19 protein-coding genes and 3 pseudogenes are annotated in these 22,844 nt (G+C 64.5%); 9 read left to right on the top strand and 13 right to left on the bottom strand.

Going from position 1 to position 22,844, the window contains the following annotated elements; translation table 11 throughout:
• Nucleotides 1-18: 18 nt before the first annotated feature.
• On the bottom strand, nucleotides 19-2,352 hold the full coding sequence (gene pcrA / locus ACEL92_RS05600; protein ID WP_374024653.1) for a DNA helicase PcrA: 2,334 nt from the start codon (nucleotides 2,350-2,352) through the stop codon (nucleotides 19-21).
• A gap of 542 nt (nucleotides 2,353-2,894) precedes the next feature.
• On the opposite strand from pcrA, the gene ACEL92_RS05595 reads away from it, so the two are divergent.
• Together ACEL92_RS05595 and pgi are read left to right on the top strand one after the other, a co-directional pair.
• Complete coding sequence (locus ACEL92_RS05595) at nucleotides 2,895-3,227, top strand: chorismate mutase (protein ID WP_374024652.1); 333 nt, start codon at nucleotides 2,895-2,897, stop codon at nucleotides 3,225-3,227.
• Between the two features lie 271 nt (nucleotides 3,228-3,498).
• On the top strand, nucleotides 3,499-5,163 hold the full coding sequence (gene pgi / locus ACEL92_RS05590; protein WP_374024651.1) for a glucose-6-phosphate isomerase: 1,665 nt from the start codon (nucleotides 3,499-3,501) through the stop codon (nucleotides 5,161-5,163).
• A 55-nt stretch (nucleotides 5,164-5,218) separates the two neighbouring features.
• Here pgi and ACEL92_RS05585 read toward each other — a convergent pair whose 3' ends face one another.
• The 7 genes and pseudogenes from ACEL92_RS05585 to ACEL92_RS05555 form a co-directional block, all read right to left on the bottom strand.
• Nucleotides 5,219-5,968 carry an SDR family oxidoreductase gene (locus tag ACEL92_RS05585; protein WP_374024650.1) on the bottom strand — a complete coding sequence of 250 codons (750 nt, stop codon included), beginning with the start codon at nucleotides 5,966-5,968 and terminating at the stop codon, nucleotides 5,219-5,221.
• Nucleotides 5,969-6,050: 82 nt separating this feature from the next.
• The gene (locus tag ACEL92_RS05580; protein WP_374026086.1) at nucleotides 6,051-6,551 is read right to left on the bottom strand and encodes a zinc finger domain-containing protein; all 501 of its coding nucleotides are present in this window, start codon (nucleotides 6,549-6,551) and stop codon (nucleotides 6,051-6,053) included.
• A gap of 120 nt (nucleotides 6,552-6,671) precedes the next feature.
• Nucleotides 6,672-6,914 (bottom strand): annotated as a pseudogene (locus tag ACEL92_RS05575) (DNA-formamidopyrimidine glycosylase family protein); the annotation flags it as partial.
• Nucleotides 6,915-7,189: 275 nt separating this feature from the next.
• Nucleotides 7,190-8,038: a mycofactocin-coupled SDR family oxidoreductase gene (locus tag ACEL92_RS05570; RefSeq protein WP_374024649.1), complete on the bottom strand. Its 849-nt coding sequence runs from the start codon at nucleotides 8,036-8,038 to the stop codon at nucleotides 7,190-7,192.
• Nucleotides 8,039-8,258: 220 nt separating this feature from the next.
• Complete coding sequence (locus ACEL92_RS05565; protein WP_374024648.1) at nucleotides 8,259-9,200, bottom strand: R2-like ligand-binding oxidase; 942 nt, start codon at nucleotides 9,198-9,200, stop codon at nucleotides 8,259-8,261.
• A gap of 86 nt (nucleotides 9,201-9,286) precedes the next feature.
• Entirely contained in the window at nucleotides 9,287-9,514 is a 228-nt protein-coding gene (locus ACEL92_RS05560; protein WP_374024647.1) for a hypothetical protein, read from the bottom strand.
• A 488-nt stretch (nucleotides 9,515-10,002) separates the two neighbouring features.
• Nucleotides 10,003-11,589 carry a long-chain fatty acid--CoA ligase gene (locus ACEL92_RS05555; RefSeq protein ID WP_374024645.1) on the bottom strand — a complete coding sequence of 529 codons (1,587 nt, stop codon included), beginning with the start codon at nucleotides 11,587-11,589 and terminating at the stop codon, nucleotides 10,003-10,005.
• Between the two features lie 505 nt (nucleotides 11,590-12,094).
• Here ACEL92_RS05555 and ACEL92_RS05550 point away from each other — a divergent pair.
• Complete coding sequence (locus tag ACEL92_RS05550; protein ID WP_374024644.1) at nucleotides 12,095-13,207, top strand: helix-turn-helix domain-containing protein; 1,113 nt, start codon at nucleotides 12,095-12,097, stop codon at nucleotides 13,205-13,207.
• Nucleotides 13,208-13,501: 294 nt separating this feature from the next.
• On the opposite strand, the gene ACEL92_RS05545 is transcribed toward ACEL92_RS05550, so the two are convergent.
• A complete protein-coding gene (locus ACEL92_RS05545; RefSeq protein ID WP_374024643.1) occupies nucleotides 13,502-14,524 on the bottom strand; it encodes an LLM class flavin-dependent oxidoreductase in 1,023 nt (340 codons plus the stop codon).
• Nucleotides 14,525-14,557: 33 nt separating this feature from the next.
• Complete coding sequence (locus tag ACEL92_RS05540) at nucleotides 14,558-15,148, bottom strand: TetR family transcriptional regulator (RefSeq protein ID WP_374024642.1); 591 nt, start codon at nucleotides 15,146-15,148, stop codon at nucleotides 14,558-14,560.
• A gap of 85 nt (nucleotides 15,149-15,233) precedes the next feature.
• Here ACEL92_RS05540 and ACEL92_RS05535 point away from each other — a divergent pair, with 85 nt between their 5' ends.
• Both ACEL92_RS05535 and ACEL92_RS05530 read left to right on the top strand, forming a co-directional pair.
• Nucleotides 15,234-16,148: an SDR family oxidoreductase gene (locus ACEL92_RS05535; RefSeq protein ID WP_374024641.1), complete on the top strand. Its 915-nt coding sequence runs from the start codon at nucleotides 15,234-15,236 to the stop codon at nucleotides 16,146-16,148.
• Nucleotides 16,145-16,792, top strand: coding sequence for a carboxymuconolactone decarboxylase family protein (locus tag ACEL92_RS05530; protein WP_374024640.1), 648 nt, complete (start codon nucleotides 16,145-16,147; stop codon nucleotides 16,790-16,792). The genes ACEL92_RS05535 and ACEL92_RS05530 overlap by 4 nt, the downstream gene beginning before the upstream one ends.
• Here ACEL92_RS05530 and cobF read toward each other — a convergent pair.
• Nucleotides 16,789-17,538 carry a precorrin-6A synthase (deacetylating) gene (gene cobF, locus ACEL92_RS05525; protein ID WP_374024639.1) on the bottom strand — a complete coding sequence of 250 codons (750 nt, stop codon included), beginning with the start codon at nucleotides 17,536-17,538 and terminating at the stop codon, nucleotides 16,789-16,791. The genes ACEL92_RS05530 and cobF overlap by 4 nt on opposite strands.
• On the opposite strand from cobF, the pseudogene ACEL92_RS05520 reads away from it, so the two are divergent.
• Nucleotides 17,510-18,454: pseudogene (locus ACEL92_RS05520) on the top strand (diiron oxygenase); the annotation flags it as partial. The gene cobF and the pseudogene ACEL92_RS05520 overlap by 29 nt on opposite strands.
• Before the next feature lie 50 nt (nucleotides 18,455-18,504).
• On the opposite strand, the pseudogene ACEL92_RS05515 reads toward ACEL92_RS05520, so the two are convergent.
• Nucleotides 18,505-18,597: pseudogene (locus tag ACEL92_RS05515) on the bottom strand (hypothetical protein); the annotation flags it as partial.
• Here ACEL92_RS05515 and ACEL92_RS05510 point away from each other — a divergent pair.
• From ACEL92_RS05510 to ACEL92_RS05500, 3 genes are all read left to right on the top strand, one after another.
• Nucleotides 18,562-19,779 (top strand): DUF4873 domain-containing protein, encoded by a 1,218-nt coding sequence (locus tag ACEL92_RS05510; RefSeq protein WP_374024638.1) that lies wholly within the window; start codon nucleotides 18,562-18,564, stop codon nucleotides 19,777-19,779. The pseudogene ACEL92_RS05515 and the gene ACEL92_RS05510 sit on opposite strands and share 36 nt — an antisense overlap.
• A 400-nt stretch (nucleotides 19,780-20,179) precedes the next feature.
• Nucleotides 20,180-20,944: an STAS domain-containing protein gene (locus ACEL92_RS05505; RefSeq protein WP_374024636.1), complete on the top strand. Its 765-nt coding sequence runs from the start codon at nucleotides 20,180-20,182 to the stop codon at nucleotides 20,942-20,944.
• An 88-nt stretch (nucleotides 20,945-21,032) separates the two neighbouring features.
• The gene (locus tag ACEL92_RS05500; RefSeq protein ID WP_374024635.1) at nucleotides 21,033-21,899 is read left to right on the top strand and encodes an LLM class flavin-dependent oxidoreductase; all 867 of its coding nucleotides are present in this window, start codon (nucleotides 21,033-21,035) and stop codon (nucleotides 21,897-21,899) included.
• Between the two features lie 80 nt (nucleotides 21,900-21,979).
• Here the strand turns inward: ACEL92_RS05500 and ACEL92_RS05495 are convergent, their stop codons facing one another.
• Nucleotides 21,980-22,777, bottom strand: a complete 798-nt coding sequence (locus tag ACEL92_RS05495) for an enoyl-CoA hydratase/isomerase family protein (RefSeq protein ID WP_374026085.1) — start codon at nucleotides 22,775-22,777, stop codon at nucleotides 21,980-21,982.
• Nucleotides 22,778-22,844: the final 67 nt, after the last annotated feature.

Genomic DNA, 22,844 nt, shown 5'->3' with positions numbered 1-22,844 from the left:
CGTCGCGCCATCCGCGGGCTAAAGCTTGCTGATCGGCGCGTGGTTGTGCATAAGCTTGACCCGCCCCGCGCTGCCGAAGTCGATCAGCGACATGGCCGATTCGCCGACGCCGGACACTTCCTCGACGCGGCCGAGCCCGTACTTGTCGTGGGTCACCCGATCGCCGGGCTCGAGCACCAGCAACGGCCGCTTGGCCGCGCCCGAGCGGGTCGGGGCCGCACGCGGCGTACCGAACCTGCCGGCGCCGCTCACCGGCGCGCTGAACGACGGCGCCGGCGCGGTGCGCCGCCACTCAATGAGTTCCTGCGGAATCTCGCGGAGGAAGCGTGATTCCGGGTTTAGCATCGGCTGCCCCCAGGATGACCGCACGATGGCCCTGCTCAGATACAGGCGCTGACGCGCGCGGGTGATACCGACGTAGGCCAGCCGCCGCTCCTCGGACAGCTCGGTCGGGTCGTCCAGCGCCCGCATGTGCGGGAACATGCCGTCCTCCCAGCCGGTGACGAACACCACCGGGAACTCCAGTCCCTTGGCCGTATGCAACGTCATCAGGGTGACCATGCCGGCGCCGTCGTCGGGAATTTCGTCGCTGTCGGAAACCAGGGAGACCCGTTCCAGAAACTCCGCCAGCACACCGGTGTCGGGCACGTCTTCGTCGTCCGGGGCTTGCAACGACTCGTCCAGCGCGGCGGCGTTGGCCCGGTCGGTGCTGAATTCGTGTGCCACGCTGACCAGTTCGTTGAGGTTGTCCAACCGGGCCAGATCCTGCGGGTCGGTGGAGGATTCGAGCTCGCGGCGATAACCGGTGCGCTCCAGGACGGACTCGACCAGATCGCCGAGATCATCGTCGAGGCGACCCCTGAGGTCGTCGAGCAGTTCGACGAAGCCCGCGATCGCCTTCTCCGCGCGCGAATTGAGCATCGGCACTTTGCCCTCGGCGGCGGCCACCAACGCATCGTTGAAACTCGCGCCGGTGTTCTCGGCGTAGACAGCCACGCATGCCTCGGCGCGATCACCGATTCCCCGGCGCGGGGTGTTGAGGATGCGCCGCATGCTGACCGCATCGCCAGGGTTGTCCAGCACCCGCAGATAGGCGACGATGTCGCGGATCTCTTTGCGCTCGTAAAAGCGCACTCCCCCAACGACTTTGTACGGAATGCCCGCGCGAATGAACACCTCTTCGAACGAGCGCGAGGAGTTGTTGGTGCGATAGAACACGGCCACGTCGTTGTAGGTGATTTCGCCGCGGTCGGCGAGCGCATCGATTTCCTCGGCGACAAACCTAGCCTCGTCGTGCTCGTTGTCTGCGACGTAGCCGACGATCAGCTCGCCGGCACCGGCGTCGGTCCACAGCCGTTTCTCGCGCCGGCCGGAGTTGCGGGCGATCACCGAGTTGGCCGCCGACAGGATGTTCTGTGTCGAGCGGTAATTCTGTTCCAGCAGAATGGTTGTTGCGTCCGGGTAGTCGCGTTCGAAGTCCTCGATGTTGCGGATGGTGGCGCCGCGGAAGGCGTAGATCGACTGGTCGGCATCACCCACTACGCACAGTTCCGCCGGTGGCACGTCGTCGGGCGATTCCGGGGCGTCGTGGCCGACCAGCTCTCGAACCAACACGTACTGGGCGTGGTTGGTGTCCTGATACTCGTCGACCAGGACATGACGGAACCGCCGACGGTAATGCTGGGCGATCTGTGGGAAGGCCCGCAGCACTGCGACGGTCTCGCCGATCAGGTCGTCGAAGTCCAGGGCGTTGGCCGCGCGCAGCCGCCGCTGGTATTCGCCATATACGGAGGCCACGGTGCGAACCAGATCGTCGGAGTCATCCGTCAGCTTGGCCACCGCCTCGGCGGGGTCGATCAGCTCGTTCTTCAAATTGGAGATGGCGTTGGCCAGCAGCCGGGGCGAGTAGCGCTTGATGTCGAGCCCCATGTCGCGCCCGATCATCTGCAGCAGACGGCGCGAGTCGTCGGCGTCGTAAATCGAGAAGTTGGAGTTGAGGCCGTCAATCAACGACGCCTGGTTGCGCAGGATGCGCACGCACGTCGAGTGGAAGGTGGACACCCACATGGCGCGGGCCCGGTTGCCCACCAGCCGCACCACGCGTTCGCGCATCTCGGCCGCCGCCTTGTTGGTGAAAGTGATGGCCAGGATCTGGCCCACCCCGACACCGCGCGCCGCGATCAGGTAGGCGATGCGGCGCGTCAACACCGCGGTCTTGCCCGAGCCCGCCCCCGCGACGATCAGCAGCGGCGAGCCCTCGTGCACCACCGCCTGGCGCTGTTGCGGGTTGAGGCCCTCGAGCAGCTGATCCGCCTCGGAGGCCAGATTGGCATCGGTTACATACACACTCATGTTGGTCCAAACTTACCGCCGCCCACCGACGCAACGCGTCAAGGCGTCAGACCAGGCTAGTGCCCCGGATGCCCCGAGCCGGCCAACTCCGCGCCGCCATAAACGGTGTTTCGCAATCCAAGAGGCGACCACATTCGCGATGGAGAACAATTACACCCACGTCTAAAAGCTGCCAATAATCGGACCGGAATTGGCTTCGAGTCAATGCCGCTAAATCGCCACGGCGCTCAATTTCGCCAGGCAATAATGCAATGCACACCCGTAAGCAACCCCGCCCGGGCACCGCCTCAACCGAGTCCCGCTCGGCCACCCGACTCTTAATGGCCAGTACACGCCCACGTTTTTGCGCGGGAGCCGATTTTAGTGGCACACTCGTTTGGTGCTCAACGCGCAGTGCCGTCGGCAGCCGACCACCCCGAACTGCCGCCGATTTTTCTACGGGTACCGGTTCGCGGTCCCCGTGGTCTAGCTGCTTTCGTCAGAGCCCCGTGGTCCGCTTCCTCAAGACCGGGGCTCGTCTCTTTTGTGAGGCCCGAAACCGGATGAGACCACAACCCCCACATCCCGAGAACGCGGAGTTAGCAGAGATGAAGGTTGAGACGGTGGAAACCCCACAGACGGCCGACGCCGAAGAGTTGAGCATCGACGACTTGCGCCACGAGATCGACCGGTTAGACGCCGAGATCCTGGCCGCGGTGAAGCGCCGCACCGAGGTATCCCAGGCGATCGGCAAGGTGCGAATGGCATCCGGCGGCACACGGCTGGTGCACAGCCGCGAGATGAAGGTCATCGAGCGCTACAGCGAGCTCGGTCCCGACGGCAAGGACCTCGCGATTCTGCTGCTGCGGTTGGGCAGGGGCCGGCTCGGCCACTGAGGTCGCCAGCCACGCCTGGCTGGGTCGCTGCGCATCCGCTTCGGCGACATGGTGACGGCCCGCCGCGCCCGGCTACGCCGCACTTGCGACCGTCACTAGGTAGATGGTGACGGCCCGCCGCGCCCGGCTACGCCGCACTTGCGACCGTCACCAAAACATGGTGACGGCCCGCCGCGCCCGGCTACGCCGCACTTGCGACCGTCACCAAAACATGGTGACGGCCCGCCGCGCCCGGCTACGCCGCACTTGCGACCGTCACTAGGGTCGAAGCATGACCTTCGTGCAAAGCCTCCCCGACATCACCGCCACCCCAGCGTGGGACGCCCTGCGCAGGCATCACGAACAAATCGGCGCAAAGCACCTGCGCCAGTTCTTCGAAGAGGATCCCGACCGCGGCCGCGAACTCACCCTTTCGGTCGGCGACCTCTACATCGACTACAGCAAGCACCGCATCACCCGAGAAACGCTGCGGCTACTCATCGATCTGGCGCGCACGGCTAACCTCGAGGAGCGTCGCGACCAGATGTTCGGGGGCGTGCACATCAACGTCTCAGAGGACCGGGCGGTCTTGCACACCGCGTTGCGACTGCCACGCGACGCCGAGCTGATCGTCGACGGCCACAACGTCGTCGAGGACGTCCACGCCGTGCTGGACCGGATGGGCGACTTCACCGACCGGTTACGCAGCGGTGAATGGACCGGGGCCACCGGGAAAAGAATCAGCACCGTGGTCAACATCGGCATCGGCGGGTCGGACCTGGGGCCGGTGATGGTGTATCAGGCGCTGCGCCATTACGTCGACGCGGGGATCTCGGCCCGGTTCGTCTCCAACGTCGACCCGGCCGACCTCGTCGCCAAGCTGGCCGACTTGGACCCTGCCACAACGCTTTTCATCGTCGCATCGAAAACGTTCTCCACGCTGGAGACCCTCACCAATGCGACCGCCGCGCGCCGCTGGCTGACCGACGCGCTCGGCGACGCCGCGGTGGCCAAACATTTCGTGGCGGTCTCCACCAACAAACGCCTGGTCGACGACTTCGGCATCAACACCGACAACATGTTCGGCTTCTGGGATTGGGTCGGCGGACGCTACTCGGTCGATTCCGCGATCGGCCTCTCGGTGATGGCGGCGATCGGCAAGGATGCCTTCGCCGACTTCCTGTCCGGATTCCACATTGTGGACCGGCATTTCCAGACCGCCCCGCTGGAATCCAACGCGCCCGCGCTACTGGGACTGATCGGGCTGTGGTACTCCAACTTCATGGGCGCCCAGACGCGCGCGGTGCTGCCCTATTCCAACGACCTCTCCCGCTTCCCCGCCTATCTGCAACAGCTGACCATGGAATCGAACGGCAAGTCGACGCGCGCCGACGGCACCCGGGTCACCACCGACACCGGCGAAATCTTTTGGGGTGAGCCGGGAACCAACGGACAGCACGCCTTCTACCAGTTACTGCATCAGGGCACCCGGCTGGTGCCGGCCGACTTCGTCGGCTTCAGCCAGCCCCTCGACGACCTGCCCACGGTCGAGGGCACCGGCAGCATGCACGACTTGCTGATGAGCAACTTCTTCGCTCAGACCCAGGTGCTGGCGTTCGGCAAGACCGCCCAGGAGATCGCCGCCGAGGGCACGCCGGCCGACATCGTGCCGCACAAGGTGATGCCCGGCAACCGGCCGTCGACCTCGATCCTGGCCGACCGGCTCACGCCGTCGGTGCTGGGCCAGCTGATCGCGCTCTACGAGCATCAGGTCTTCACCGAGGGCGTCGTCTGGGGCATCGATTCGTTCGACCAGTGGGGCGTGGAGCTGGGCAAGACGCAGGCGAAGGCGCTGCTCCCGGTGATCACGTCGGACAGCTCGCCGGAGCCGCAGTCCGACAGCTCGACGGACGCGCTGGTGCGCCGCTACCGGGCCGAGCGCGGGCGCACCAGCTGACACGCCTGCGATTGGGCCAGCGACGCCGCGCAGTACACGCCGGTTTCACACTGATTCAGGCAAACCACTTTGTGAGCGGGGGCGGCAGCACCCGCATCACCTGCACCAGCGGCGCCCACGGCCACCACGGCACCGTCGCCCTGCCGGGTTCGCGTTCCATGGCGGCGACGAGCGCGTTCACGCCAGTCTCGTTGTCCACCATCAACATCGTGCTGTTCGACTTGGCCGTCATCTCCGACTCGATGTAACCGGGCTCGATGACCGAAACCTTGATGGGGCCCTTGGCGTATTCGGCGCGCAGGGATTCACCCAGCGAGCTCAACCCGGCCTTGCTCGCGGCGTAGGCGGCCTTGACGCCCGGCACGCCCTTGTTGCCCAGCACCGAGGAGATGAGCACCAGATGGCCCGAACCGGCGTTGTTGAAAATCTCCAGCGCCGTCTCGATCTGCACGAGCGCGGCAACGAGGTTGGTCTCGATGGTCGCCTTGTTGGCCCACAGCTTGCCCGAGCCGAGCTTCGCGCCCTTGCCGATGCCGGCGTTGACGATGACCCGATCGATGCCGCCGAGCTCGTCGCCGAGTTCGCCGAACACCTTGGGCACCTGCTCGTGGTCGTTGACGTCCAGCGCCGCCACGGCGATCTTGATGCCCGGATGTTGTTGGGATAGTTCGGCTTTCAGCTCGTCGAGCCGGTCGGTGCGCCGCGCGCACAACGCCAGGTCGCGGCCCTTGGCGGCGAACGCGCGCGCCATGCCTGCGCCCAAGCCGGAGCTGGCACCGGTGATGAGGATCTTCTGACGAGTCATCCGCGCAGCATAGCCAGTGCCCGCCCAACGCCGGGCTGTCGGGCCCGAATCGGGGTTTTCGGCGCAAGTCGACGTTCGCCGCCTACTTGAGCAGCCGCGACATCCGCCGGTCGGCCAGTACCTTGCCGCCGGTCTGGCAGGTCGGACAGTATTGAAAAGACTTGTCCGCGAAGGAGACTTCGCGCACAGTGTCCCCGCACACCGGGCACGGCAGGCCGGTGCGGGCATGCACCCGCAGTCCGGAGCGCTTCTCGCCCTTGAGCGTGGCCGCCCCCTGGCCCACCGACCGGCTCACCGCGTCGCGCAGGACCGACACCATCGCGTCGTGCAGGGTGCTGAGCTGCTCATCGGTCAGCTTGCCGGCGGTGGCGAACGGGGAGATCTTGGCAACGTGCAGAATTTCGTCGCTGTAGGCGTTGCCGATGCCGGCGATCACCTTCTGGTCGGTGATCACCGTCTTGATCCGACCGGTGTTGCCGGCCAACAGGCCGGCAAGATCGTCGACGGAGAGCTCCAGCGCGTCGGGTCCGAGGGCTGCGATGCCGGGAACCGATTGCGGGTCGTCGACGAGCCAGACGGCCAACCGCTTCTGGGTGCCTGCCTCGGTGAGGTCGAAGCCGGGCGCCTCGCCGGGCGTGCCCAGGTGCACACGCAAGGCGATCGGGCCCTTGCCGGGCCGCAGCGGCGCCGCGGCCAGCTTGTCCGACCATCGCAACCATCCCGCCCGCGACAGGTGGGTGATCAAGGACAGGTCGCCCGCTTGCAGCCCGAGGTACTTGCCCCAGCGATGGGCCCCGGTCACGACCTGGCCGTGCAGTGCGCTGAGCGGCGGGTCGAACGTTTTCAACACGGACAGCGCGCCGACATCGACACGGCCGATCGTCAGGCCGACGGCATGGCGGCGCAGATGGTCGGCCAGGGCTTCCACCTCGGGCAGTTCGGGCATGCGTCCAGTGTGCCGCTCAGCCGACCGGACCGACACCACCGCATGGGAATGTCTGCCGGTCGATGCCCTTGGTCATCCTGTGCTGCAGCGATTCGCGGAACAAGCCGAAAGACGAGTTGAGGAAGATCTCGCACGCGTCTTCCGCTGACGTGCCGCGGCAGGCCACGGACTGTAACGCGACAGCTATGACGCGTGGTGTACCTATCGGCTTCGTCGAGCGCGGTGAGTGACACTCGTGACGTCCGCGATCTGAAGCTCTCCGCACTTATGTCCACTCATGTGTTCGGGTATCGGAAGGGCATCGTACCGCCGGCGTCCACGGGCAACTGGACCCCCGTGATGTGACGTGACTCGTCGGATGCCAGAAAAAGCACTGCATTGCTAACGTCAGCTGATTCCAACCAGGGGATGGGCATCGCATGGAGAGGTTGTAGCCGTTGGCGGAATTCCTCGTCGGACAGTGGAACATTGCCGGGAACGAACATTGAACGGGTTGCTTCATTGTCGATCATTGGGGTGTACACGACGCTGGGGTTTACGGTGTTGACCCGGATATGGTGCTGGGCCAGCTCCACCGCTAGTGTTCTCATCAGCCCGGTCACTCCGTGCTTGGCGGCGCTGTAGTGCGCGGCATTGCCCAGACCGGCCAATCCCGCGGTTGAACTTGTGATCACTATGGATCCGCCGGAGCCGCCTTTGAGCATCGCTGGGATTACCGCCCGCGCTGTTTTGAACACACCGGTCAGATTGACGTCGAGCATTTCTTGCCAGACCCTGTCGGGCAGCTCCCAAGAGCGTCCGTAACTGATGATTCCTGCGTTGGCACAAACGATGTCGATGCCGCCGAATTTGGCGACGGCCTCGTCGACCACGCTTTCTAGTGCGACGGTGTCACATACGTCCGCTTGCCGTGCAAGTATTCGTCCGCCAGCGGCGGTCACTAGTCGTACCGTCTCAGCCAGGTCCTGGGTTGTGGCGCCCGGGTAGGCAACGGTGTCCAACGAGGAACAGTTGTCGACCGCGACGATTTGTGCACCTTCTTCGGCGAGCCGCAGAGCATGTGATCGCCCCTGGCCCCGCGCGGCGCCGGTCACGAGAGCGGTCTTTCCCTCAACGCGTCCCATGTGACGTCCTCTTTCTTTTTGGATCTGCTCGAGACGCCCAATTGCTTATTGGTTCAGATTGACTGCAAATCGCAGCGGTTTCGCCGCAGCCTTGACGTGTTTCAGCTGTCAGTTCCAGCGATGCATACGGCATCGTGGCCAGGCCGAGCGGCTGCAGGTCTCGGACGAATTTGGTGCTGAGTTCAGCCGAGATATGTGGAACAGCCCGGTATCCGACATGCTAGGTGGAGGCCGCCAGGGCCTGCCGATCCTCGTCGGCGAATGCATCCTCCAGCTGCAACGGCGAGTAGTCAAGATCGATCTCGCCGATCGGTCGACCGCGCGCGCTCGAGATCGTGCCGAACCGTCGCATCCCCTTTTCGCTCGAGTACTGCACGACCTCGTCGACCACAAGATCGAAGGGAATCTGGTTCCCGTACAGGGAGTAGCCTTCCTGGGTGAGCTGAAGCGCCAAGGGGATAAGCTCGTTCATCCGGCTTTCAAACACGGCCCAATTCGCTTCATCGGCGGCAACATGACGCCGGCAGGTGAAGGTCCCCCACGCCATGTGACGCCGCTCGTCGTCACTGATATGCCGGATCAACTCCTGCATACCAGGAAGAATGTTTCGGTGGACGCAGATCCGGTGCCAGGTGTAGTAGCCCGTGAGCGCCAACATCCCCTCAACGATGTAATTGTAGGTGACCGCAGCCCGGACCTGCGCGGCCGGTGAAGGATCGATCACCAGCGCGTGGAGGCACTCCGGCAACTCTTCATAGAAGATGTGCCGGTAGGCGGGCAGCGGCTCCAGGTAGCTATGCAGGTCGTCAGTCATCCCAACGGCGTCGAGCCACAGCCGAAATGCCTGGGTGTGCTTGGCTTCTTCGAAGGCGAACTGCGTCAGATACATTTCGTCGCCCAGCCTGCCTTCGGCTCGCATCGCCGACATGAACGGCTGAATGTCCTCAGTCACCGCTTCCTCCCCGGCAGCGAACTCGGCACACAGTCGGGTGGCGAAATCACGCTCGTCGTCCGACAGACGTTCCCAGTCGTCCTGGTCGCGCGAGAAGTCGATACCGGCGGGGTCCCAGGACCTCGCATTCCCCCCAGCGAATAGCCGCAACGGCAGGCTCTCCCAGTTGAGCCCCCCAGCGACAAGCGAGCTCAGATTTCTACGTGTCATGCGATCTCCTCGGATCAGATTATTGGTCGGGCGGATTGCCCGTCTCGGGGATGAACATCCGCATCGCGCAAAACATCCCGCTACGATTAGTTAATCGGTGCGCCTGCAAGCGAATAAATGCAGACCAGCACATAGGTGGCCAGCAGCGCGACGGTGGAAAGCAACGACCAAACCGTTACCAGCACGTAGCTATCCAACTCCCCGGCGAAACCACCCTCCGTGTCGTGGTCTGGTTGTCGATTTCCACGGAGGTTGCCCCACAAGGACTTTAGGCGTCCTGGCCTGACGTCTTCGGCGCCTGGGGAGTTGCGCATCTTTATCTCCTTCGCAACGTGAACTCTTGACGTCATCCAGAGTGGGTCCTATACCGCCACAACGCTTGTAGCGAAGCGAACAAGAAATGTCTCGGTACGCACACTGAGCTGAGATGCGGCCGCTTGGCGCCCCCAGCACTGGTCCGTGTGGACTCAACTTTTCCGGAGGCCGTTCTCGGGTCCGGTTATCGAATTCCGTGACGCATGTCCACTGATGGATTCAGCGATACCGGCGTCATTGTGGGAATTTGTTGTACTGATCGTTGAACTTTCGCGCTCTCGCAATCAGTCTGCAGACTGAGGGATTGCGAAGGTACGGGGGCAGAAACGACCTTTGCCGTACGCAACGGAACGATCGCCGCGGAAACGACCAAACCCTCGCCACCGGAGGGTTCGGGCCGTGGCGAAGCGCCGACAGCACTGGATCTCTTTGCCTTGCACTAACTCTCCGACGCCCGTATGCGCTTAACGGCGCGCAGCAGGGCCACTCATTTGTGCACGTAATCTGGCGGCAGCGCACCCATGGAATGCTGCGAGCCGGGCTTGGCGAGACGCGATAAAATTTCTTCGCGCAGTTGACGTTTGAGTACTTTTCCGGCGCCGGAAAGCGGTAACTGGTCTATGACCTCCACGCTGCGCGGAACCTTGTAGTTGGCTAGCCGGGCCCTGACGTGTGTCTGCAACTCGGCTAGATCGATCTGTGTATTAGGCGCGGCCACCACGACGGCGTGCACCCTTTCGCCCCATTGGTCGCTGGGCAAGCCGATCACAGCCGCGGCAGCGACGGAAGGGTGTGTGCTCAGGGCGTTTTCGACCTCGGCGCTGTACACGTTCTCACCGCCGGTAATGATCATGTCTTTGATGCGGTCAACAACGTAAAGGAACCCTTCGGCGTCGAGATATCCCGCATCTCCCGTGCGGTACCAACTGTCGACGAGGACCGAGGCGGTTTCATCGGGCCGGTTCCAGTAGCCGCCCATGACATGATCTCCACGTACGCAGATTTCACCAACGGTTCCGACTGGTGCCACGTCGCCGGATTGATCGATGATCATGATCTGCGTGTGGGGTGCACCGCGGCCCGCGGATTTCAGGCGATGACCGCGGTGGTCTCTATGCGCCAGCACACTGACCACTGGAGCGGCTTCGGTCATGCCGTATACCTGGGTCAGCTTTACATTGGGAAGCAACCGCATGACGCGGGAAACCAGCGCTTCCGAAATTGGCGAGCCGCCGTAGAGGATGTTCTGAAGCGAACTCACGTCGTAATCAGGGCGCTCGGCCGCGTCGATGAGCATCTGAATCATTGTGGGAACCAGCAACAAATCGGTGACTTGGTAATCGTGAACCGCCGCCCAAACGGCGTCGGCCTTAAACGCCGGAATCATCACGTGCGTCCCGCCGAGCAGGACCTGAGTCGCCCACCCGGACAAACCGGCGAGGTGGAACATCGGCGCCGCGTGCAGCAAGACCGATTCCTCTTGCAGTCCCTGTCGTGTCGCGAGGAATCCCAGCGACGAGGTCACAAGATTGCGATGCGAGAGCATCACACCTTTAGGGAAGCCCGTCGTGCCGCCGGTATAAAACAACCCTGCCAGGTCATCGCCGCCACGGCACGCGTCGGAGATTGGCCGGTGCGCCGCGACCAGTTCCTCGTAGTCGACCATCCCGTCGGGCAGCAACTCTTCGCCGCAGTAGACCAACGATCGCAAGTCCGGACAACGTTGCCGCAGCTCTTCGGCAATCGGCACGAACGCATCGTCGACGAGTAAACAGCAGGTGGCCGAATCGTTGATGGCGTAGGCGACTTCGGCAACGCTCCAGCGGACGTTGACCGGATTTAGGACAGCACCCGCCCACGGGACGGCCAGTAGATACTCCGCGTAGCGATCGCTATTTAAGGCCAGGATCCCGACGCGGTCGCCGACCCCCACGCCCAGAGCGTGTAAGCCGCTGGCTAGGCGCGCAACGCGGTCTGCCTGCTGATGAAATGTCCGGATGCGTGCGCCGTGGACAGTGGCTGTCCGATCCGGCGTAATCTGAAGTGATCGGTGCAAACCCTGGGTAAGTTGCATGCGCGCGTGTGCCTTTCTTCGTCGATGCGACACCCCAGGACACCAACGGGTTTGGTGATGCCAGCGGGCAGCTGAGCGGCTGTCATCAGTGTCTGTCTCTCGAGAAGGCTTGCGAGACAATCTCACTGTGACGCACCAGCCGCCCCCTCGAGAATTGCTCAGCTAGTTTCTCGCTGTGGTGAACTATCGCTACAACTGTCACCTGTAGCCGGGCTACTGCGCTTGGACGTGCGCGTCCACAATTTGAATACACGCGCTCTTCCGCGTTCAACTCCTACGCCCAGTGCTCGGCAGGTGGAGATCACTGGTCTTCGGTGGTCAGGTGCTGATTGTCGAACACGGCAGCTACCCAGTAAGCAGGCGACTACCTGCTCGAACAGACTGATCGACCGCGTCCCTGCTGCCGCATACACCACCTGAGGCGGAACGCTGTTCTCGAGGTCTCCGAACCTTCAGGTGGTAGGCTCGCTTATTCCCGTATTCAGGGTATCCGCCGGCATCCGAGATGAGTCGGTGCGGAGGAGGGCTAGCGGTGTGTGGACCCCGCCGTGATCAGGCTGCCGATGCACGCTGCTCAGGATCCGTAAGGTCACTGCCGCCCAACGCCGTTTGGCAACGTTCGCGAACCCACGCCAGCGCGATAGCTTCGTGTGCTAACGTCCACAACTTCACCGGTGCAACGCAATTCGAAGCGTTCAGCCACTGCGTATCAGAGCGACTCATCCCGCTGCAAGTGTCGTGGGCCGATATTGCGGCCTTTCAAGCGAGGGTGCGCTCGGCTAGCCTCGGTCTTGTCCGCGTCAATGAAGTATGGGCCGGGAATGCGTTCCTAGTCCGCAGGACCCCCAAGCTCATCGCGAGGGCCGATGCGGATTATCTGAAGGTGGCTGTGCAGTTGTCCGGTGTGTCTGCGGTCTTGCAGGGCGGCTGCAGCATCACACTCCGGCCCGGGGATTTCATCCTGTCCGACACTGCCCGTCCGTATCAGGTCAGCGGCGGCGCCTCGTTTCGTATGCAAACGCTGATGTTTTCGCGTGACTCGCTTCAACTGTCCTCGTCACAGTTGGACCGCCTCACAACTCGCCCGATAAGTGGCCGGGCGGGCTTGGGCCGCTTTGTGGCGAAATACCTGGCCGGGCTTCCACGGCAGCTCCACACCGTAGGTCCTGAATCGTTCCATTTAGCCGACGCAACTCTGGATCTGCTCATGGCCGCATTTCTTGAACAGTTAGGTCAGACCGGCGACCTTGGCAATGGCGACCCCGGCTTGCTGCTTCGCGTTCGCACATATATTGAGCGTCGGCTCGCTGACCCAGAACTTGACGTAGCCAGCATTGCTGCCGCTCATCATGTATCGGTTCGTTGGCTGCAGAAGCTGTTCGCAAAGCAGGACCAAACGGTAACTGGATGGATTCGTAGCCGCCGACTAGAGCACTGCCGCAAGGACTTGTCGAACCCCGCTCTCGCCGAGACGCCAGTCACTTCGATCGCGGCTGATTGGGGTTTGTTAGATGCGGCCTATTTCTCGCGGCTATTTAAGTCCACGTGGGGCTTGTCTCCCAGCGAGTACAGGGCCAAGGCACTCGCTCAGCTGGCCGAGAGCCAGTGCAAGGATTGATGACTGCGAAACTTCATGGCTCGGGTTTGCGCTCATGAAGCACGCCAAAATAGGTATGCCGCAGGACGTTTCGTTGGAATCGGTAAGCAGTGCGCCACCTCGCGCCGCATGTGGGGTATCCGACCGCCTCAGCCAAGTGTCCATCCTTCCGAAACCTGGACCGAGCGGGACCGAGCAGGGATGCCTGATCTGCCGTGTCCGCCGTTTCCGATCACCGTGCACAGCCGGCATTGCCTGCTGCCGTTGCCCGCTAAGGGTCCGCCGTCGTCGCCCTCGCCGCCTCACGGCCAGATGTCAATTCGCCGCATTGTCAGGAAAGTTGGGTAACACTTCGCAAGCGAACCGCCGTATTTGTTCTCGCATTTCGTCGACGGTGTTACCGACGAACAGCAGGGCCGCCATGTGATCAAGCCCGGCCCGTTGGTAGGCCGCCACCTTCTCGCACACCTCATCCGGTGAACCGACGAGATTCGTCGCCAGATATGTGTCCAGGTCGATGCCCTTGGTCATGCTGTGCTGCAGCGATTTACGGAACAAGTCGAAAGACGAGTTGAGAAAGATTTCGCGCGCGTCTTCCGCTGACTTGCCAAGGCAGACCACGGACTGCAACGCGATGACAATGTCGCGTGGGCTCCGGCCGAACGACTCGGCGTAGGCCGCGATCTTCTTTCGGCCCTCGGCGATAGCCTCGGGGCCTATCTTGGCCGGCAACCAGCCTTGGCAAAACTCGGCGGCTCTGCGCAGCGATCCGTCGGCGTTGCCCCCCGAGTAAATGGGCAGCGGATGCTGGACCGGCTTGGGATAGCTCTCGACGTCCTCGAAATGCACATGTCGTCCGGAGTAGCTCGCGCGCCGTTGATCCCAGATTGCCCGGATAGCCTCGATCGTTTCACGAGTGATTTCGGCGCGGTTGTCGCGGGACTTATCCGGTTTCACCGCCTCGAACTCGTCACGGTACCCACCGACCGCTGTTCCCAACGTAACCCGGCCATTACTCAACTGGTCCAGTGTGGCGATCTGCTTGGCCAACAACACGGGATCCCGCATCGGCAAAACCATGATCCCCGTCGTCAGCCGCAGCACCGAGGTCCGCGCCGCGACGGTAGCCAGGGTGATCAGCGGCTCGAAATAGTCCGGTGGTCTAGGCCATGCCTTTCGGACGAAATCCATAGTGCTGAGGTGGTCGTTTCCACCGACGTCGTAGTACCCGAGTTGCTCGGCTTCGACCGCGGTGTCGACGATCTCACCCGCCGTGGCAAACGGCACTGGATGCATCATTCCCGCGGTACACGTTGGCAGCTCGACTCCGAACCTCATGCCAACGAATGTAGGCCAACATGTGTTGGCAGATCAATGGCCCGGCGCTACGGGGGCGCTCAAATCACCGGTGAGGTAGTGCTGCAGCACCGGAGCGAGGATTTTTGTCAGGGTTTGAGCATCGATCTCCACGACGGCGGGCAGTTCGACGATGTAACGGCAGTACGCCAGGCCCAGTACCTGGGTACTGACCATCGCGGCCCGCCGCCGAGCGTCCGACGCGAAACCGGTCAATTCGCAGACAAACTTCAGCAGCTGACGTTCGAATATTTCCCGAAACTGTTCTGCGGCACCTCTGTTCGTACCCGCCGAGCGCATCAGCAACCTGATGAATTCGTCGGAGAGGTCCCCTTCCCAGCGCGAAATCAGGTGACCGGCAAGCACTTCTCCAATGCGATCCGTTGGCAACTCCGACGGTTGCGGCAGATGCAGGTCCACGTCGACGGCCGCGGCGAACAATCCTTCCTTGCTGCCGTAGTACCGCATCACCATCGAGGGATCGATACCGGCCTCGCCCGCCACGGCACGGATGGTGGTCGCCTCGTAGCCCCTGCTGGCCAGCAGGTTACGGGCCGCCTTCAGGATTGCCGTCCTAGTCGCCTCGGATCGCTCGGTGAACGCCACGCCAACCAGCGTAGGCCAACACCGTTGGCACACCAGACCAAATCGCTGCTTGATTGCCAACAACTGTTGGCCTACAGTCGTTGGCATGAATACTTCGAGTGTTTTGGTGACCGGCACTTCGAGCGGCATCGGACGGGCTACCGCCTTGGCCTTGGCGGCCGAGGGCTTTCAGGTGTTCGCCGGAGTGCGCCGCCGCACAGATGGCGAGGCGCTGGTGAACAGCGCTCGGCAATGTCCAGGCCGGATAGTCCCGGTGAGCATTGATGTCACGGACGCGGCATCGATCGCCCGAGCGGTGACGGCGGTGTCGGACGCCGTCGGCGGCGGCGGACTGGCCGGATTGGTCAACAACGCCGGCATCGGCATGACGTGGCCTGTTGAAGCCATTCCCCTAGCGGAGTTGCGGCGCATTTTTGAGGTGAATGTCTTCGGCCAGGTCGCAGTTATTCAGGCCTTCCTTCCGCTGCTGCGCAGCGGTGCAGGTCGGGTCATCAACATCGGTTCGATCGGCGACCGGCTCAGCCTGCCGTTCGGCGCACCGCTCGTGTCGTCGAAGTGGGCATTCGCGTCGATCACCGAGTCGCTGCGGATGGAGTTGCGACCGTGGGGGATTCACGTCGTCTTGATCGAACCGGCGTCCATCCACACCGACGCCGTCGACAAGGTCGAGGCCGACGCCAAGCGTGTGCTGGGCGAGATGAAGCAGGAGGATCGGCGGCGCTATGCCGCCGCATACCAGTCGATGACCGAACGCGCACTGGCCAGGGAAAGCGGTGGGAGCCACCCGGACGTGGTCGCTCGAACGGTGTTACGGGCACTGACCGCCGGACGGCCCCGAACGCGGTACATCGTCGGCAAACATGGACGCCTTCTGGCGTTCTTGGCCCGGTGGGTTCCCGACCGGCTCTTCGACCGCATCCGCATCAGGCTCTTTGGCCTCCCGGAAAGGTTCGGCAGCGCGGTCGCCGCAGGCAGCCCCATGGTGGGAGCACTGCGATGAAGCTGACAAATCAGGAGACGGTAGCTGCCCTCGATGCCGACTTCTCGGAGATGGCGATCCTGGTCGGCCAGCATGCCTGGGGAATTCCCGACCTGACGATGCGGGAGAAGGCGTTCGTGTTCGTCGCCGCCGACCTGTCCACACACGGGCTCGGGTTTCCGCTCATGACGCACGTCAAAATGGGTATGTCGCAAGGCGTTTCGCTGGACTCGATCAGGGAGGCAGTGCGCCACCTTGCGCCGTATGTGGGGTATCCGACCGCCGCTGAAGCGCTGATGCGACTCGCTGAGCTCGATGATGCATCGGAGCAGCCGCCCGACAGTCGACGCGCTGCGAGTTCCGACGTTGATGCCGCCCCCCTTCGGCGCATCTCGGGGCTCGACGAAGACTTCGCACGGTTTCTCCATGACCAGTTCGTTCAGCGTTGGGGGCGTCCGGACCTGACGGTTCGCGAGCGAGCCCTGTGCACGATTGCCACGGACGTCCTCAACGGCACCCTCGACGAGTCATTCCGTCTGCATGTCGACCTGGCGCTGGACCACGGCGCCGGGATGGCGCAAGTCCGCGCCGTGCTTCTGCTGCTCGCCGAGTTCGGCATCGCCAAGGTGTGGCGGGCCTTCCGCGCGCTCGGGCGGATTGGCTAGGGCGAGCGTTCACCGGCCCTGAGCAAATAGGTGTCCATGATCCAGCCGTGCCGCGCACGGGCCTCCGCCCGCAGCGCCGCGATGCGGCTCCCGACCTCCCCGACGGTGCCGGCCACCAGCAGCTCGTCGGCGGTGCCCAGGTAGGCGCCCCACCAGATGCGGGTGTCGGGCGGGCACGTCCGGAAGGAGCATTCGGCGTCGAGCATCACGACGGCGGACCCGGACAAGCCCTGGCGGCGTAGCTGTCGCCCGGTCGTGATCAGCACCGGTTCCCCGATCTCGTTGAGCGGGATGCGGTGCCGGGCGGTCAGCGCCTGCACCGCGGTGATGCCCGGAATCACGTCGAAGGTGAACGCGAGCTCGGCCTTGACGGCCTCCAGGATCCGCAGGGTGCTGTCGTACAGCGACGGGTCACCCCAAGCCAGGAAAGCGCCGACGCCATCGGGCCCCAGCTCGGCGGCGATCGCATCCGCCCAGATCCGCGCCCGTGCGGCGTGCCAGTCCGAGACGGCCTCGCGATAGTCGGAGCCGGACCGCTTGGGGTCGGGCAGCTCGACGAAGCGGTAGCCGGGCTCGCGGATGAACCGGGAGCAGACCTCCCGCCGCAGCGTCACCAGGTCGCTTTTCGCCTCGCCCTTGTCCATCGCGAAGAACACCTGGGTGTGGTTGAGCGCCTCGATCGCCTGAACCGTCACGTAGTCGGGGTCGCCGGCGCCGATGCCGATGACGTGGATATGCCGGCCCAAAGAAACCCTCCTCGTCGCTTGCATCAGATTGCCGAATCGAAATCCGAAGGGCCTAGTCGGGCCCCAAAGTACCCAGTACCATGGGTACCGTCTGAAGCACCCAATGAAGGGACGCCAGCGCATGACAACTGCGGTGAAGCCAGGCGGGCCGAGTCGTGAAGAGTTCTCAGAGCGCCTGCTCAGGGGCTCGGTCAAGAAGTCCTATGAACCGGTGGTCGACATCGACTGGGACGCCCCGCTGGATCCGGACAAGTTCTTCCTGCCGCCGCGCCTGGTGTCGCTGTACGGCACCCCGATGTGGGACGAGATGACCCGCGAGCAACAGATCGAGCTCTCGCGCCAGGAACTGGTCAACACGCTCTCGGCCGGGATCTGGTTCGAGAACATGCTCAATCAATCGTTGCTGCGCACGATCCTGCACGAGGACCCCACGAGCAAGTCGACCCACTACAAACTGACCGAGCTGGGCGACGAAACACGGCACATGGTCATGTTCGGCAAGGCCATCGAGCGCATCGGCGCAAAACCGGTGCGTCCCCGACTGTTTCACCGGATGATCATCAACGCGCTGCCGCTGGCGTTTCAGCGGGGCTCGATGTTGTGGGTGGCCGCACTGATCGGCGAAGAGATCTTCGATTCGCTGCAGCGGCAGATGATGGACGACCCGGAGTTGCAGCCAATCATCCAGCGCCTCATGCGGATTCACGTCACCGAGGAGGCGCGCCACATCCAATTCGCCCGCGACGGCGCCCGTAAACGCGTGGCCGAAATGCCCCGGGTCAACCGCTGGTTCATGGCCAACATCAACGGGCTAGGCGGTTACTTCTTCAACTACCTGTTCAGCAATCCGATCCCATACGCGCGCACGGGTCTGGACCCGAAGCGGGCGCGACACGTCGCGCGCACCAGCCCGCACCGCCGCGAGGTGCAGGTCGCCGGCTTCGCACCGCTGGCGGCCTTCCTGACCGAGGTGGGTCTCTTGGGCCCGATCGCGCGCCGGAGCTGGAAGCGCAGCAGGTTTCTGTGACGCGGCCGAGCGGCCTCGCTGACTCCCGCCACCCCGTAGCCGTCCTCGGCGCGCGTGCGGGCGCTCGCTCGGCGTTGGTGGCGGCCGGAGTCACCGACTTTGTGGAGCCCGGCGGGCGGGTCCAGTCGGCGTTCGACGACGCGACAGACACCTGGCTGTTGACGACGAGCGGCGGGGAGGTTGTCCGAGCGCGCGCCGTCATCACCGCCGAGCCGCCGTTCGTCCCCTGGCTGCCGGACATCGCGGGCCGCGACGACTTCCCGGGCCCGTCGTTTCACGCGGCCGCCTGGGCACCCGGGTTCGATCCGTCCGGCAAGCACATCGCGGTCGTCGGCACGGACTCCAGCGCCGGCCACCACATCGGCCGGCTGATCGGGATCGCGGCGTCGGTCACCGTCTTCGCCCACTCGCCGCGCCGCGTGGTCACCGAGGTGCCGCTGTGGTCCACCCGCGCCAAACGCCGGCTGCGGCACCCCTTCCGACCGGCCGACGCGCATCGCCCCTCGGTCGCCGGGTCGCCGATAGCGGCGGTGACGGCGTCGGGCATCCGCACCCACGACGGTGCCGACCACCGCGTCGACGCCATCATCTACGGCACCGGATTCTCGGTCCGCGAGGAGCTGGCCGATGAAACGCTCGTCGGCGCCGCCGGGCTGACCATTCGGCAGTCCTGGCACGACGGCATGGAGCCGTTCTACGGTGTGGCGGCTCGCGGCTTTCCCAACTACTTCTTCATCACCGGGCCAGACACCGGCGCGCGGGCGCGCTACATCGCTGAGTGCCTCCGAATGATGGAGCGCACGGCCAGCAGCCGCATCGAAGTGCGCGCCAGTAGCCAGCGGGTTTTCAACGAGCGCGCGCAGCTGTCTCCCGACCAGGCCCCGCCGGTGTCCTCCGCCTTCGACCTGTCGGCCAGCGCACCCGAACGCGACGACACCTATGACGGGGCCGCGACGCTGGAGATCGCCGGCGCCCGCCACCCGGTGCGGGTCCGGCTCACCGGACACCTCGACCCGATCGACGGCCGCTACCACTGGCAGGGGACGGTGTTCGCTTCGCCGTCGCAGCCGCTGGCCGACGAGGCGCTCGGGCAAGCTCGGACCGCGACGTTGACCGTGGGCCGCCGCAGCGCGCCCGCCCGCATCGTGGAAAGGACGCCGTGGGGCACACACTCGGTCGCCGGGGTGGGCGCCCCGCCGTACGCGTCGAGCTGACCCGCCCGCTTCCCTGCTGGATCCGCGGTTTTCCGGCGCCGTCGGGGCGTTTGGGGCCGCGCTGAAGGTGGTAGTCCCGGGGGATGCGCGTGCTGCGCGGCGGAGACGAACAATGTGTTCGGCGCGGTAGAGGCGGGGGCCTCGCACGGGTGGGGACGGGCACGCGCCTCACTCGCACCGCGCTGCCTGTTGCGCGCTCTCGATGTCACGCCCGTGGATTGGACATTTCGGTGGCGTCCAGGCGGCTCTCCCCAAATTCGACTTTTGCCCCCGAGGGCGGATACTCAAGCAGTTGGCCCGGGTGTGATTCGAGGAGCACGGATGGAACCGGACGGCGGAGGCAGCCGGGCGTCCTGGTGCTTCGACACCGGAGGCCGCCGCAGGGAAAGGGGTTGCTGTGGTGAGCTCGGTAGCTGAGTCCTCCAGCTCGCTGGCCGTCGCGACGCGGACGGAAGAGTCCGCGACCGTCCTGACCGTGGACGGTGTTCTCGACGCCACCAACTCCGCGAGGCTGCGCGACCACATCCTGCACGCCACGCTGGACGAGCCGGCCGCCGTCATCGTCAACATCTCCGCGCTCAAGGTGCTCGCCGAATTGGCGTGGTCCACTTTCATCGGCGCGCACTGGCAGGTCCGCGGCAATCCGAACGTTCCGATCGTGTTGGTCTGCGCGCACCGCGGGACGCGCGAGGCCATATCCCGCAGCGGCGTCGCCTACTTCATGCCGGTCTATTCGACCGAGAAGGCGGCGCTCAAGGCGCTCAGCCAGCAGAGCCGGCGTGCCGTGCGCCGCGCCGACGCTCAGCTGCCCGCCGACCTGACCAGCCTGCGCGAGTCGCGCCGCCTGGTCCGCGAGTGGCTCACCGCCTGGTCGCAATCCACGCTGATCCCCGTCGCCCTCGTGGTGGTCAACGTGTTCGTCGAGAACGTCCTCGAGCACACCCCGAGTGTTCCCGTCATGCGGCTCGAGAGCCACGGCGCGACGGCGACCATCGCGGTGTCCGACACCAGCTACGCGCCGGCCGTGCGGTTGCCGTCACCAACGACCGGCATCGACGTCTCGGGCCTGGCGATCGTCGACGCGCTGTCACGCACGTGGGGCAGCACGCCCACGGCAAGCGGCAAGACGGTCTGGGCGGTCATCGGCCCCGAAAACCAGCTCTGACGCCTTATTGTGCCGGGAACCGGGCACGGGTAGAACTAGAACACGTTCTAATCTCGTGTGACGACCGGTTCTCAGGAAGGCAGATGACGTGCGGTTCACCTACGCGGAGGCGATGACCGACCACAGGTACTACATCCCGCTGGCCCAGGCAGCCGAGGCGGCCGGATACCACGCGATGACGATCGCCGACAGCATTGCCTACCCCTTCGAGTCCGACTCGAAGTACCCGTACACCCCCGACGGCGATCGCGAGTTCCTGGACGGCAAGGAGTTCATCGAAACCTTCGTGCTGACAGCCGCTTTGGGCGCGGTGACGACGAAACTGCACTTCAACTTCTTCGTGCTCAAGCTGCCCATCCGGCCGCCGGCGCTGGTGGCCAAGCAGATCGGTTCGCTGGCCGCGCTGACCAACAATCGGGTGGGCTTCGGTGTCGGCACCAGCCCGTGGCCGGAGGACTACGAACTGCTGGGCGTCCCCTTCGCCAAGCGCGGCAAGCGCATGGACGAATGCATCGAGATCATCCAGGGCCTCACCACCGGCGACTACTTCGAGTTCCACGGCGAGTTCTATGACATCCCGAAGACGAAAATGACGCCCGCTCCCACCCAGCCGATCCCGATCCTGATCGGCGGGCATGCCGACGCGGCGCTGCGCCGCGCGGCCCGCCTGGACGGCTGGATGCACGGGGGCGGCGACCCGGAGGAACTCGACGGGCTGATCGCCAAGCTCAAGCGGTACCGCGAAGAGGCGGGCAAGACAGGGCCGTTTCAGATTCACGTCATCTCGGCCGACGCCTACACCGTCGACGGGATCAAACGCCTAGAGGACAAGGGCGTCACCGACGCCATCGTCGGCTTCCGCATCCCCTACGTCAAGGGCAACGACACCGAGCCGCTGGAGAACAAGATTCGCAACCTCGAGATGTTCGCGGAGAACGTCATCGCGAAGGTCTAGCGGCGGTCGCAAGCGCGGCGAAGCCGGGCGCCGCGGGCCGCCGCCACCAGCCAGCGGCGGCCGCCACCATCAGGCAGCGGTCACAGCGGATCCCACTTCGGAGCCCGCTTCTCCATGTGGGCGGTGGCCGCCTCGACCGGGTTGTTGGTGAAGCCGCTGAGGATCTGGGTGCGGTTCTCGATCTCGATGGCGTGCCGCAGGCTGGGCGCGTCCAGCGCCGCGTTGAGCCCGATCTTGGTTTGCCACACGCCGTAGGCGTTGTTCTCGGTGATCGAGCGGGCCACCCGCAGCGCGGCCGGCATCAGGTCGTCGGGGGCCACCACCTCGTGCACCAGGTGAATGCGGTATGCCTCGGCCGCGTCGATGATGCGGCCGGAAAGCATCAGTTCACGCGCCACGCCGGCACCGACGATTTTCGGTAGCAAGTAGCTGGTGCCCATGTCCATCGACGAGAAGCCGGCCTTGATGAACACAGATCCGAACCGGGCGTGCTCGGACGCGACCCGGACGTCGGACACCAGGGTGAACGCCAGTCCTCCCCCGACGGCCACGCCGTTGACGGCCGCGATCACCGGGATGGGCAGCTCGTAGATGCGGGTGAACAGGTCTGCCAGGCGAACCTGGGAGTCGTAGTTGACCTTGAACGACGGGGTCGTCGGCTTGGGTTTGGTCCACGGTTCACCGGTTCCGCTCAGGTCGGCCCCGGCACAGAATCCGCGTCCGGCGCCGGTCAGGACGGCGGCCCTGAACTCGCCGCCACCGAGCCGGTCCAGGGCGCGGTGCACACCGTCGATCAGCGATCCGTCGATGGCGTTGAGGCGCTCGGGGCGGTTCAGTGTGATCCTGGCAATGTCGTCTTCGAGGGTTTCGAATTCCACTGCGGGCATAGGGGGAACCGTAGGCGACGCCGGTGTTCACCGGCGGGGCATACGGTGGTTTGGCCGC

The organism is Mycobacterium hainanense (genome assembly GCF_041890355.1).
Taxonomy (GTDB): domain Bacteria; phylum Actinomycetota; class Actinomycetes; order Mycobacteriales; family Mycobacteriaceae; genus Mycobacterium; species Mycobacterium hainanense.
This window is presented reverse-complemented; position numbering and strand designations above follow the sequence as displayed.